General features: G+C 64.2%; 12 protein-coding genes. 5 read left to right on the forward strand and 7 right to left on the reverse strand.

Going from position 1 to position 11,981, the window contains the following annotated elements; all coding sequences use genetic code 11:
- From AC0L2C_RS05515 to AC0L2C_RS05530, 4 genes are read right to left on the reverse strand one after another with little or no spacing between them, the layout of a single operon-like run.
- Positions 1-1,131 carry a molybdopterin-binding protein gene (locus AC0L2C_RS05515; RefSeq protein WP_473522914.1) on the reverse strand — a complete coding sequence of 377 codons (1,131 nt, stop codon included), beginning with the start codon at positions 1,129-1,131 and terminating at the stop codon, positions 1-3.
- A 41-nt stretch (positions 1,132-1,172) separates the two neighbouring features.
- Entirely contained in the window at positions 1,173-1,985 is an 813-nt protein-coding gene (locus AC0L2C_RS05520; protein WP_473522960.1) for an ABC transporter substrate-binding protein, read from the reverse strand.
- A gap of 47 nt (positions 1,986-2,032) precedes the next feature.
- A complete protein-coding gene (locus AC0L2C_RS05525) occupies positions 2,033-2,755 on the reverse strand; it encodes an ATP-binding cassette domain-containing protein (protein ID WP_473522961.1) in 723 nt (240 codons plus the stop codon).
- 2 nt (positions 2,756-2,757) lie between these two features.
- The gene (locus tag AC0L2C_RS05530; RefSeq protein ID WP_473522915.1) at positions 2,758-3,450 is read right to left on the reverse strand and encodes an ABC transporter permease; all 693 of its coding nucleotides are present in this window, start codon (positions 3,448-3,450) and stop codon (positions 2,758-2,760) included.
- Positions 3,451-3,552: 102 nt separating this feature from the next.
- Here AC0L2C_RS05530 and AC0L2C_RS05535 point away from each other — a divergent pair, with 102 nt between their 5' ends.
- Positions 3,553-4,428: a substrate-binding domain-containing protein gene (locus tag AC0L2C_RS05535; protein ID WP_473522916.1), complete on the forward strand. Its 876-nt coding sequence runs from the start codon at positions 3,553-3,555 to the stop codon at positions 4,426-4,428.
- A 42-nt stretch (positions 4,429-4,470) separates the two neighbouring features.
- Here AC0L2C_RS05535 and AC0L2C_RS05540 read toward each other — a convergent pair whose 3' ends face one another.
- Positions 4,471-4,677, reverse strand: a complete 207-nt coding sequence (locus tag AC0L2C_RS05540; protein WP_473522917.1) for a DUF6494 family protein — start codon at positions 4,675-4,677, stop codon at positions 4,471-4,473.
- Between the two features lie 109 nt (positions 4,678-4,786).
- Here AC0L2C_RS05540 and AC0L2C_RS05545 point away from each other — a divergent pair, with 109 nt between their 5' ends.
- The gene (locus AC0L2C_RS05545; RefSeq protein ID WP_473522918.1) at positions 4,787-6,073 is read left to right on the forward strand and encodes a hypothetical protein; all 1,287 of its coding nucleotides are present in this window, start codon (positions 4,787-4,789) and stop codon (positions 6,071-6,073) included.
- A 9-nt stretch (positions 6,074-6,082) separates the two neighbouring features.
- Here the strand turns inward: AC0L2C_RS05545 and AC0L2C_RS05550 are convergent, their stop codons facing one another.
- Together AC0L2C_RS05550 and AC0L2C_RS05555 are read right to left on the reverse strand one after the other, a co-directional pair.
- A complete protein-coding gene (locus AC0L2C_RS05550; protein ID WP_473522962.1) occupies positions 6,083-7,318 on the reverse strand; it encodes a GGDEF domain-containing protein in 1,236 nt (411 codons plus the stop codon).
- Positions 7,319-7,552: 234 nt separating this feature from the next.
- On the reverse strand, positions 7,553-9,592 hold the full coding sequence (locus tag AC0L2C_RS05555; RefSeq protein WP_287171287.1) for a 4Fe-4S binding protein: 2,040 nt from the start codon (positions 9,590-9,592) through the stop codon (positions 7,553-7,555).
- A 101-nt stretch (positions 9,593-9,693) separates the two neighbouring features.
- Between AC0L2C_RS05555 and AC0L2C_RS05560 the strand changes: the two genes are divergently transcribed.
- From AC0L2C_RS05560 to AC0L2C_RS05570, 3 genes are read left to right on the forward strand one after another with little or no spacing between them, the layout of a single operon-like run.
- On the forward strand, positions 9,694-10,431 hold the full coding sequence (locus AC0L2C_RS05560) for a biotin/lipoate--protein ligase family protein (protein WP_473522919.1): 738 nt from the start codon (positions 9,694-9,696) through the stop codon (positions 10,429-10,431).
- A complete protein-coding gene (locus AC0L2C_RS05565; RefSeq protein ID WP_023797601.1) occupies positions 10,422-10,964 on the forward strand; it encodes a DUF6505 family protein in 543 nt (180 codons plus the stop codon). The genes AC0L2C_RS05560 and AC0L2C_RS05565 overlap by 10 nt, the downstream gene beginning before the upstream one ends.
- Positions 10,961-11,977 carry a DUF6352 family protein gene (locus AC0L2C_RS05570; RefSeq protein WP_473522920.1) on the forward strand — a complete coding sequence of 339 codons (1,017 nt, stop codon included), beginning with the start codon at positions 10,961-10,963 and terminating at the stop codon, positions 11,975-11,977. Before AC0L2C_RS05565 ends, AC0L2C_RS05570 begins: the two co-directional genes overlap by 4 nt.
- Positions 11,978-11,981: the final 4 nt, after the last annotated feature.

An 11,981-nucleotide genomic window follows, 5' to 3' on the forward strand; every position in this document is an offset into this window, starting at 1 on the left:
TCATCCGGCACCGTCGAACACAAAGGCGCCGACCGGTGTTCCCGCGGCACACCCCTCACTGCCGCCTGGGATGGCAAGCCATGCATCCGCCCGGCGGATCGCCTCCAGCGAAAAATCGCCTATCGCAAGCGGCCGCCATCTGTCTTGTTGCTGCTTCAGCAGGACGATCTCGGCCAGTCCGACCGTGGACGAGATTTTCCGCTCCAGCGCCAGGACCGTCTGTCGCCGGGCGCTCCTGTCCGTCAGGCGATCGATAGCCGGCTGAACCAGCGCCAGAAAGGCGGCAAGAGCCTGATCGGGCGCGCCGGGCAGAGCAATGATCGGGACCGCATCGAGCCGTCCGATCGCCGCGGTTCGGCCGGGCTGCAGCGCTATGTTGTGGGCGATGAGCGCCCCACACGCGGCAAGCGCGTCAGCTGTAGCGTCGGCGCGCCCCGCACCAGTGCCTCCAATCAGGATGATCAAATCGCCGGCTGCATTGCCAAGCGCCTGGGCGACGGATCTGGCGTCGCGCGCAACCGTTTCGATATCGAATACGGTCGCGCCAGAGGCTCTTGCAAGGTCGGCGATAAAATGCGCCGTGAAAGTATCGCTCGTCGGGGCGGCGACATCGATCAGGCGCACCTGCGGCATCCGCACCGCAATTTCACCAATCCCTGCGCTTCGCACGGTCAGGAGGTCAGCGGCCGACAGCCTGTTCCCTGCAATGATGAGCGGTCGGCCCGCCACCATGTCCTCGCCGGCGCGTCGCACGCCCTGGCCCGGTGCCGCTTCATCGAGCGCCTGGGGCATCGGGCCGCTGCAATCGATGAGATCGGCATCGAGAACGCAATCGCATCCCTCCGGCATGGCGCCGCCTGCCTCTATCCAGACCGGCATTGCCATCAGCGGCAGCGGCGAATAGGCCGACGCACCAGCAAGATCGAGCGCGCGGCACGCCCAGCCGTCTGTCCTTGCCGTGTCGCGGATGGGCTGCGCGCGTGCCAGGGGCGGCATGGCGGCGCCGATCTTCCCAGGCGTCTGGTCAAGCGGCAAAAGAGTGGGCGCGACCGGCTCCACTCCGTCGAGGAGTGCGGCGAGAGCCGCTTCGAGACCGGTCAGCGCGCCGATGGAAGGCTGCATTCTCATCATGTCCGATGATGGGGCAGATGCAACCCGCTTTGCAACCGACTTCAGGAGCGCTTCTGCTCAGCGTTCGGGAAGAACAGTTGCTGGCCGTCAATATTGTATTCGCCGATCGCCTGCTGTCCTTCAGGCGAGATCAGCCAATCTATGAAGAGTTGGCCGGGTTCAGCCTTGACGCTCGGGTGCCTCGCGGGATTCACCAGCATGACACCGTACTGGTTGAACAGCCTTTTATCGCCTTCGACCACGATCTCCAGTTCGCCGCGGTTCTTGAACGCCAACCATGTGGCGCGATCGGAAAGCACATAGGCATCCATGGCGCCGGCTGTGTTGAGTGCAGCGCCCATGCCCTGCCCTATCTCCTTGTACCAGGACCCCTTCATCGCCGCGATATCGACACCTGCCGCCTTCCAGAGTCCGAGTTCTGCAAAGTGGGTTCCGGATTTGTCGCCGCGGGAAACAAAAACAGCTTTTTTGCTCTGGATCGATGTCAAGGCGACTGCGATATCCGGCGAACCCTTGATGCCGGCCGGGTCGCTTCTGGGCCCAATCAGGACGAAATCATTGTACATCACATCGAAGCGTCTCACGCCAAAACCTTGCTGGACGAATTTCTCCTCCTGCGCCCTGGCATGGACGAAGACCACGTCTGCGTCTCCCCGGCGGCCGGCGTCGAGCGCCTGGCCGGTTCCCTGCGCGACCACCCTCACCTCGATACCGGTCCTTGTGGTGAACAACGGCAGTATGTGGTCGAAAAGGCCGGCATCCCGGGTCGACGTCGTCGAGGCCACCACGATCGACTGTTCCTGTGCGCTGGCCGATGCGCCGCTGGATGCGAGGAAGGTCAAAATGACCGCAATTGCGGTAAACTGCCGACGGTTCAGCACTGGACGCTCTGTTTCCGCGATCAAAGAACAAGCTCCCCATGGATGAAGGCGGCAGCTTCTGCGGATGACGGGCGATCGAAAAAATCACCGGCGCTGGCGTGCTCGCACAGTCGGCCGCAAACGAGGAAGACGACATCTCCCGCAAGCCGTCGCACCTGGCCGAGATCGTGCGAAGCCATGACGATCTTGGTACCCGATTGGGAGGCCATGAGGATGATCTCCTCGACATGGCGGGTTGCAGCGGGATCAAGGCTGGCGGTGGGCTCATCGAGCAGCAGGATCTCGGGTTCGCGCGCCAGTGCGCGGGCAAGCGCAACGCGCTGTTGCTCACCGCCGGACAAGCGCCGCGCAGGTCGCGCCGCCAGGCCCAGAAGGCCCACACGATCGAGAAGTTCCTCGGTGCGTGCCGCGCGACGATGGCGCGGACAACCAGCTTGCGCCAGTCCGTAAGCCACGTTGGCGGCGACGGAGCGCCGCAGCATCACCGGTTTCTGGAGCAGCATTGCCCGGCGCCCGAGCCCCCGATCGGTGCGCCCACCCCAGCTCACAGTTCCTGCGGAAGGCGCGGCAAGTCCCATGCAAACCCGAAGCAGTGACGTCTTGCCCGCGCCATTGGGACCGAGCACCAGTGTCGGCGCACCGGGAGCAATCGCCAGGTTCAGGCGGTCGAGCATGGTCGTGGCGCCGGCGCTGAGCGAGACCCGGTCCAGAACGAGAGGAAGGTCGGTCAGCGCGGCCCGCATCATCAAGCCACCCGTTGCTCCGACCACAATCGCAGGCCCCAGGCAGCGGCATTGATGGCAAGAATGAGGCCGATCAGGATGACGCCGAGCCCGATCGCGAGCGGCAGGTCTCCCTTTGATGTTTCGAGCGCGATCGTGGTGGTCATGGTTCGGGTAAAGCCCTCGATATTGCCGCCGACGATCATGACCGTGCCGACTTCGGCGGCCGCCCGGCCGAAGCCGGCGAGCATTGCGGTGATCAGGCTGAAACGGCTGTCCCACAAGAGCGTCGCCACCCGGCCTGTCGGGCCGACGCCCATCGCCGTCAGTTCCTCGCGATATTCGCGCCACAAATCCTCGATGGTCTGGCGCGTCAGAGCCGCGATAATCGGCAGGACGAGAAGCGCCTGCGCGATGACCATGGCGGCCGGTGTGAACAGCAGGCCGAACGCGCCGAGCGGCCCTGATCGCGACAACAGCAGGTAAACGGTCAGGCCGACGACTACGGGCGGCAGGCCCATGAAGCCGTTGACAAGCACGACGAGCGCGGAACGTCCCGGAAAACGGGTCAGTGCCAGCAACGCCCCGAGCGGCAGTCCCACGACGGCCGCAACTGCAACGGCGGCCAGGGTAATGGTCAGCGAAAGCCGCACTATCGAGATCAGCGTCGCGTCGCCGCTCGCTATAAGCTGCCATGCATCTAGGCCTTCTGACATTCCCATTCGCCTGCGCTGCGTCCTTCCCTGCTATTTCTGCTGCATTTACTCCGTATTCGTCAAACAATTGAACTTGCGCAGGAATATGCATAAGATTGCAGGATGGATTTGCTGACGACTGTGGAAGCCGCAGACTATTTGCGCCTTGGCGAACGCAAGCTTTACGAATTGGTCGCCAAAAACAGCATCCCGTGCAGCAAAGTGACGGGCAAATGGCTGTTTCCGCGTAACGAGCTCGACCGGTGGGTTCTGTCGGGATTGGCGCGTCCCGACGGGATGATTGCGCCCGAGCCGCCGCCCATAGTCGGCGGCAGCCAGGACGACCTGCTGGAATGGAGCCTTCGTCAGGCGGGCTCCGGCCTTGCCTCGCTTACCGAGGGGACGGCAGGCGGCGTTGCGCGTCTTTTGCGTGGCGAGATTGCCGCTGCGGCGATCCATTTCCACGGTGATGCCGCCGACCCCAATGTGGAGGCCGCGCGCGCCATGCCGCGGCTGCACGATGCGGTGCTGATCGGTTTCACGCGGCGCGAACAAGGGCTGCTGCTGCCGCCGGGCAACCCCCGATCGCTCAACAGCCTGGCCGATGTCCTAGAAAGCGGCGCCAAGATCGCGATGCGCCAGGTCGGGGCCGGAGCCCAAATGCTGCTGGATGTCCTGGTCGCCCGCGCCGGCGCCAGCCAGAGGCGGTTGAACCGGCTCGAGCCGCCATGCCTGACAGGGCCGGAACTCGCTGCCGCGATCCGGACCGGCAGGGCCGATTGCGGCATTGCCACACGCGCCGCCGCGCGCGCCGCCGGCCTCAAATTCGTGTCATTGGCGTGGGAGAATTTCGATCTGCTGATGCGGCAGCGAACCTATTTCCAGCCTTCGATCCAGGCGCTGATCCGCCTCATGGCCCAGGACAGCTTCGCTCAGCGCGCCGCAGAACTCACGGGCTATGACACGGGCCCGGCCGGGCAGGTCCGGTTCTTCCATTGATGTGAGGTGTCGATGGGGCGCTGGGCGCACCGCCAAACCTGTTCAGCCAAGGTCGATTTCGCCTTCGACGACGTGGTGCAGACCGGCGCGTTCAGCCGTAATCACGGCCCTCACGGTCAGGCGCCCCTGCCCTTTCAGTCCCGCATCCGCCACGGCCTTTTCGATCGCCTGCTGCGAGGTGACGCCGACCTGCTTCAGGAACTTGCGCATCGACACGTTGAAGGCATCGGTTTCCATGTTTTGAGTCATAGGATTGCCTCTAATAGCTTGGACTGTGCGGCTGGTCGGGTCGCGATCGCATGCTGTTCCTCGGCAAAGACGCTGCCCGCCAGCGGAACACGGAAACGTATGATGCGCAATGCATAAGACGCTCGCAACAGCTTTGCTCGCTGCTGTTTTCCTCGCCGGCGCGACGGCACATGGTGCGGAACTGCGCGGGCATGGCGGTCCGGTGCGGGCGATTTCCGTGGCGCCGGACGGAAAGACGGTGGCAACCGGCAGTTTTGATACCAAGGCAATCATCTGGTCGCTTGAGACCGGCGAAGCACGCGACGTGCTGCTCTTTCATGAAGGTGAGGTAACTGCCGTCGCTGCATTGCCGAACGGGCGCTTTGCCAGCGCCGGTACGGATGGTCGCATCGCGATCTGGCAAATCGGTCGAGGCGAGCCGGCCCGCATCCTGGAGGGCCACACCGGGCCTGTCGCCGACCTCGAACTGTCACCCGACGGATCGATGCTGGCTTCGGCGTCCTGGGACACCACCGTCCGGCTCTGGCCGCTTGCCGGTGGGCCAGCGCGCGTCCTGGAAGGCCATCGTGCAAACGTCAATGCGCTCGCCTTCTTGGCGGACGCAACCCTCGTCAGCGCCGGCTATGACGCGACAGTCATCTTTTGGCCGAGCCAGGCTGGGGCGGCTCCGCTTCGGGCCATCATGCCGACGCCGCTCAACGCGCTAGCAAGAGCGTCCGGCGACCGCCTGTTCGTCGCAGGTGCTGACGGGCAGCTGCGGCTGCTCGACCGGCGCGGCAAAGTGCAGCTGGAAGTTCCGGTCTTGGGCAAACCGGTGATTGCTCTCGCCGCCACCCCAGACGCGAACTATCTCGCCGTCGCCGGCATCGGTGATGGAATCCTGTTGCTGGACGCCATCAGCCTCTCCACCATCCGCACGCTCGACACCTCCGGCGTGGCGGTATGGTCGCTTGCGTTCGCGGCTGGCGGCAAGACGCTTCTGGCTGGCGGCGCCGACCATCTGGTGCGGGAATGGAACGTCGAGACGGGCGAGCGCCTTGGAGCCGCTACAGCAGGCAGGACCGATCCGATGGCCAGATACGCGGGCAATCCGGACGCAGAAGTATTTCGCGCCTGCGTTGCCTGCCATACGCTCGACCCGAACGATGGCAATCGAGCCGGGCCGACGCTGCATGGCATTTTCGGGCGCAAGATAGCGTCCGTGCCGGGTTACCACTATTCGCCCGCTTTCCGGAAAATGGACATCGTCTGGGCACCGGAAACCGTGTCGGAGCTGTTCGAGCTGGGTCCGAACGCCTACACCCCCGGCACCAAGATGCCTGAACAGACGATCAGCAATGCCGAGGATCGGGCAGCCCTGATCCGCTTTCTTCAGGCCGAGACACGCACCGACTGAACTTCGACATCACCGCATCGACCGAGTGCCCAAGCGGCTCGATGACTCCAGCCTGTGGAACACCGCCCGATTGCGGCCGGTCTGCTTGGCAACATAGAGTGCTTCATCGGCCTGCCGCTGGAGCTGCTCCGGCGATATGACCTGGTCCGGCGCCTGGACCGCCACGCCGATGCTGAGGGTGATATAGCGGGACACGCGGGATCCAGGATTAGGAAGACGAGCAGCTTCCACACACTCGCGAATTCGCTCGGCTACAATGGCGGCCTCCTGCTCGTTCACACTTGGAAGCAGCACGAGAAATTCCTCACCGCCGTAGCGCGCAACATGATCGCGATCGCGCCTCACGTTCTCCCGGATCAAGCGGGCGACCTCGATGAGGCAACGATCGCCCTCGGCATGACCGAGACGATCGTTGAGCTTCTTGAAGTCGTCGATGTCGCACATCAGCATGGCGGCGCCGCCGGGGCATTTGCCGCCACCGCCCCAGACGTGGTCGAGCGTTTCCGTCATCCGGCGCCGATTGTCGACGCCGGTCAGCGGATCGGTTCTCGCCAGAAGCTCCAGCCGATCGTTCGCTTCTGCCAGTTCGGCAACCCTGTGTCGGTCTCGAAGCTCGAACAGAAAAGTCTTCTGAGCCAGAATTGTCATCGTACGCCGCGCGGCGACCGTAGCGAGAATGCCGCTGGCAAAAAACAACGTGGCAGCCACCGCATTGCCAATCTCAAGGCCCGGGTTCTGCACCTGGAAGACGAGATAGAGACCGAGAGCCAAAGCCGCGACCGTCACGGTCCATGCCTGAGGGACGCCGAAGATGATGATGGCGGTAATCGCTACGAACAGCATGATGTTCAAGTGCCGCTCGTAGAACTCGCCGCCGGCGCTTGCGCCGACCAATACGATCGACAACAGGATGAGGAACATGCCTGTGATCAGGGAAACCCCCTGGACCCAGGACGGGCGCCGTTTTCGCCAGACAAGGACCACGGCTGCAGCGACGGGAGGGATGATGGCGCCAGGCAAGAGCATGGATAGCGCGATCGACCTTGGAAGCATCACCAGGTTGAGCGCCAGCGTCAGGACATCCAGGAACGCCACCCATGTCATCCAGGCGCGGATGATCTTGGCCGTTTGCGACCAGACACGTGCCTGAAACAGGCGCTTGATCTCGCCTTTGAGCCGGATGTCGCGCGTGCGCTGCGCCAGAAGTCGCTCAACTTCCGCCGTGACGGCAGGATCGTCCTGCATGTCGAGGTGCGTTCGATCTATCAATCGACGGGCCCTGAGGCCCCCCTTTCCCATACATCCATTCGAGCCACCCGGTGGTCAGCCGAGCGGCAAGCATGTCACGCTATGCCTAAGATTTGATTGCTGAAACCGTTTATTTGCGTGTTGATCGTGTAACCCTTTTGGTCACCGTCGTAGCCGGCTCATCGCCCCGATCGCCGGGAAACGCATTTTTGAGGGCGACCAGCCCAAGGCTCAGACCGCCTTGTCGCTCGAGGCCTTGCGCTCCCGCAGATAGTCTTCAGTGGTTCGCGGCGGCGAGCGACCAGGGCCTGCATAAGGATCGAAGCCCTCATTCATCGCCGCATCGACGCGGCAATTGTCGCACATCCGTACAAGGTCGAGCCGCCGTGCGTTCTCGCCTGCAAACATCCAGTGTTTGCCTTCGAGCTTGGCGACGATCCGCTCGACGGTGCTCCTTGTGCCGAACGGCTTTGCGCAGCGGATGCAGTTGTACGGCTCCTCTTGCTTCACGACCCGGCTGCGAGCACCCCATGCCTGGAAATCCACCTGCGGCGTCAAGGTGATGACCTTCTCCGGGCAGGTCGCGGCGCAAAGGCCGCACTGCACGCAGGCGCTCTCGGAAAAATACAGGGCCGGCTGCTGTTCGCTGTCGGAAAGCGCCCCGGTTGGACAGGCGGAGACACAAGAGAGGCAGAGCGTGCAGCCGTCGACATTGACGTCCAGGCCGCCGAACGGAGCTGCAGCAGGCAACGCCACCCGGTCGACCGGCGTCGGCGCGGCTCGATGGAGCTCGAGCATGGTGCTCGTCAGCAGGCTGCGCTTCTTGCCGAGCGGCAGGAATGCCGCCGGGCGCCGCGACGCAACATCTGGAGTAATCAGGTCGAGCGCCGAGGCGAGTATGTCGGGATCGTCCACTTCGATCAATCCGCAGACCTCCGCGCCATAACCGAGAGACCGGCTCAAAAGATTGGCGATTGCGATGTTTGCGGCAATTCCGGTAAGCTCATGCCTTGGCTTGGCCGACGACAGCGCCCTTACGGCGCAAGCGCCCCAGGCGACCGGCGCGGTCCACGCCTCGATCCCTAACTGGGTTATCTCGTTCACCGCGACCGGCAGGACATTTGCGGGCAGACCCGCGCCGAAGCGGGCAAGTGCGTCGATCAGCGGCTCGCCATGGCCGAGATCATGGAAAAGCACAATCGCATCCAGGCCGCCCGCCTCACGATAGGTGACAAGAAGCGTCCGCAGCCGCCGAAGCAGCGACTCGGCATCCGGCACGGCGTAGGCGGCAGCGCCCGTGGGACATGCCGCCGCGCAGCTGCCGCAGCCGGCGCATACTTCCGCATCGATCGCGACGTGGTTCCCGGCGGGCGTTATCGCCCCAGTCGGGCACAGGTCGAGGCACCGTGTGCAGCCGGTGATGCGCGATCTCGAATGGGCGCACAGATCGGAGGAGAAATCGATGAAGCGCGGCTTGTCGAACTCGCCAACCAAATCGGCTGCCGTTGCGATCGCAACGGCGACGGAGGCGCGATCGCCGGGATCGGCCTTCACGTAGCCGTCGCGCAATTCATGAGCAGGAAAAAGCGGAGCCCCGCCGGAGAGATCAAGGATGATGTCGGCGTTCGAGACCGCTCCATCCCGCGATATCCCAAAGCCAAGCCGATCGCGCGAAGATGGATTGGGCGCCGCGAAATCGTCGACTGTCAGCTCGAAGGCGCCAAGATGGCCTCGCGCTTGCCGGATCGTTCCCTGCAAGACGGGAAAATCCCAGACCCGGTGCGGCGCGATTTCGCGCGGACGGCTAAGCAACACGGTGACGTCCAGCTTTTCGGCGAGTTGCCGGCCCGCATCGATCGCCGTGGCGTCGCAGCCATAGACCAGGACGACACCATTGCTCGAAAGCGTAACCAGCGCGGGTGGCGAAGCGGGTTCGGCCGCCATGGCGAGCAGAGCCGCCGCTTTCGGGCCGGCAGCAGCAGCATCCTGCGACCAGCCGCCCGTCTCGCGAATGTTTGCGAAAACCAGATCGCCTGCGAAACCGAGTTCCTCGGCGAGGTCGCCGAAAAGCGGCGCCTGCTGCGTGCAGCTGATGGTGACTGCTTCGCCGCCGCTCAGGGCGCTGCGCACCCGGTCGAGTTCCGCGCCGCAGAACTGGTCCCCCGCCTCGACCCGTGCGCCCTTGCATCCGCGGGCGACGCTGGCGCCGAAGCGTGGCATGCTCCGCTCGCACGAGCAGACCAGGACCGTGCGTGGTTTGTCCAGACTCATTCCGACTCCCGTGGCATCTTCCTTGTCCACGCGGTAGCGCCTCTTGCCTGGAAGTATTATAAAGACATTACAGTCGCCGTCATCAAAATATGGATCGGCCTATGCGGCCCTCTGTCAGCGACCTCCAACTGCCACCGCCTTACAGCCTCGTGCCGCTGAGAGAGGCCGGTGACGCCTTTGCGCACGCCTGCGCGATTGCGGCAGACGAAGGGGCAGGCACGCTTGCCTGGGTGCGCCGCTACGATCTGGCCGAATTCGCAGTGGTGCTCGAGCCTGAAGAGCCGCTGGAGGATGCGCGTCGCGCGATCTATGCCGGCATGAACGCACTTGCCGATGCGCTTGCGGTCCATGCTCCGCCGTCGCGGCCCATCACCTTCGACTGGCCCGACACTGTTCGCGTCGACGGGGTTCTCGTCGGCGGCGCCCGCCTGGGCTGGCCGGAAGGGGCACGGGAGAACGAAATCCCCGACTGGATCGTCTTCTCCGGCATGATCCGCACCGCCGTCATCCGCGCCGGCGAGCCCGGTCTGCGGCCGCTGCTTGGCGCGCTTGACGAACTCGGCTTCGTGGCGCTCGATGCCGGTGAGATCGTTGCGAGCTTCTCCCGCCATCTGATGGCCGCATTCCACGAATGGAGCGATACCGGCTTCGGTTCGATCGCCAGCCGCTGGCTCGACCGGCTGCCCCGAAAGGGCGATGAGCATGCAGAGCTTGCCGGCAACGGCGATCTGCTGATTTCCGACACGGCCTCTCACGGGCTTCGCGAGCGAAGAAGCCTGCCCGAGGCGCTTGCCAGGCCCTCCTGGCTCGATCCGATGACGGGCACGCCATGGCTTTGAAGCTGCCGCGAACGATCCGCCTCGATCCATCGGATACGTTTGTCTATTCGCGCGCTGCAGAACCGGGCGAATGGGCGGTGACCGGCACCTTCCTGTTCTTCGGCGCCGATGTGGCCAGGCTTTCCGGCAAGCAACGGCAGGCGTTCCGCGCCGGGTTCCTCGGCATTGATAGCTTCGGCTGGTCCACCCTCGTCGTGGTCACGGACGCGACCGTGCATGATCGCGCGGCGGCCGTCGATCGGCTGGCCGAGCAGCTTGTGGTGCGATGCGGTGCGCCGGACACCGAAACGGCGCGCGCCGCCGCCGAAGAGGAGATAGAATTCGCGCAATCGCTGTGCGACCACCCGCCAAACACGCTGATTGCGGTCAACCGCACCAGCGAACAGGCCGGCACCCGCGAGTGTTTCCGAACCCTGCATCGCAAGGCGAGCCGGCTGGAGCCGGCAACGGCATTCCGCTTTGTCGAAATCGACGGCGAGGAGGAGTCGACGGAAAAGTTCGATCTCCTAGCATTGGCCGGGAGGCAGAAGTGAAGGATTTCTGGGTTTCCTCAGGTCATCACCTTCTCGACAGGGATGAGGCCGGGCGCCTGCTGGTGACCGACTCCTTTCTGAAGGCATATTTTGCGCGGCCAGAGCTTCTCCCTCCCGAAACGGCCTGCCCGGCGGAGCTGCGCCTGCATCACGAGCTTTTGATGCATCATCCGCGCCGGCCGGTCGCGAAGCAGGAGATCGCCGCCCTGGAGGACCCGGATGCGCGCGAGAACTGGGAGTTCATGATCGCCTTTCGCGACCATGTGTTGGCCGCTCCCTCACTCGAGGCCGCATATCTCGCGCTGGCGCGCGGCTCGGCCGAAACTATCCCGCCGCTGTTCATGAACCAGCTTGCGCAGGTCGTCCTGCGCAATGCGCTGGATGGTCAGCACGACGCCTGCGTCGTGCGAGCCGCGGAGCTGTTTTATCGGCCGCAACGGGTGACGTCTAACGAGGGCGCCGTGCTTCTCGCCGATGCCGAAACCATAGAGCTGCATGAACAGAACCGCCATGCCTCGCCACTCCTGAACATGCTTGGTGGCCCAGCCGTCACCGAACTGGAGATACTCGACGAGAACAATGCCGAGCGTTACTTCGCCAGGAGCGACGCTTTCGATATGGTGCTCAAGCTGGGCAGCGCGCGCAGTCCGACCCGGCGCGGCCTTGCCACAGCAATGGAGATCTGGGTTCGCCATCTACTTGCGGTGGACGTGGAGATCGAGCCGGTGGAGCGGATCGAGGACGAGGACTGGGCCTGGTTCGTCGGCCTCGACGCCGAAGCGACCCGCATCGGCAACACGCTCTGGGCCGGCGATGAACTTGACCCGGAGGCTGCACAGCGCGTGATTGCACTGTTCCGGCTCACCTTCTCCGACACAGGCGAAGTACTGCCGCAGGTGGGCGCCAGGCCCGTCTGGCTCATAATGGCCATGACCCCTGACCGAACGATCCGCATGAAGCCGCAGAACCTTGTCGCAGGCCTGCCGTTACGCGCCCCAGGGACGGTGAACTAGGAGG

The sequence above is a fragment of the Mesorhizobium sp. WSM4845 genome (assembly GCF_055811455.1).

Excerpts from the sequence above, each read along its gene's own strand:
- AC0L2C_RS05515 (WP_473522914.1), bottom strand. The coding sequence starts at position 1,131 with ATGATGAGAATGCAGCCTTCCATCGGCGCGCTGACCGGTCTCGAAGCG.
- AC0L2C_RS05525 (WP_473522961.1), bottom strand. The coding sequence starts at position 2,755 with ATGCGGGCCGCGCTGACCGACCTTCCTCTCGTTCTGGACCGGGTCTCG.
- AC0L2C_RS05530 (WP_473522915.1), bottom strand. The coding sequence starts at position 3,450 with ATGTCAGAAGGCCTAGATGCATGGCAGCTTATAGCGAGCGGCGACGCG.
- AC0L2C_RS05535 (WP_473522916.1), top strand. The coding sequence starts at position 3,553 with ATGGATTTGCTGACGACTGTGGAAGCCGCAGACTATTTGCGCCTTGGC.
- AC0L2C_RS05540 (WP_473522917.1), bottom strand. The coding sequence starts at position 4,677 with ATGACTCAAAACATGGAAACCGATGCCTTCAACGTGTCGATGCGCAAG.
- AC0L2C_RS05545 (WP_473522918.1), top strand. The coding sequence starts at position 4,787 with ATGCATAAGACGCTCGCAACAGCTTTGCTCGCTGCTGTTTTCCTCGCC.
- AC0L2C_RS05550 (WP_473522962.1), bottom strand. The coding sequence starts at position 7,318 with ATGCAGGACGATCCTGCCGTCACGGCGGAAGTTGAGCGACTTCTGGCG.
- AC0L2C_RS05555 (WP_287171287.1), bottom strand. The coding sequence starts at position 9,592 with ATGAGTCTGGACAAACCACGCACGGTCCTGGTCTGCTCGTGCGAGCGG.
- AC0L2C_RS05560 (WP_473522919.1), top strand. The coding sequence starts at position 9,694 with ATGCGGCCCTCTGTCAGCGACCTCCAACTGCCACCGCCTTACAGCCTC.
- AC0L2C_RS05565 (WP_023797601.1), top strand. The coding sequence starts at position 10,422 with ATGGCTTTGAAGCTGCCGCGAACGATCCGCCTCGATCCATCGGATACG.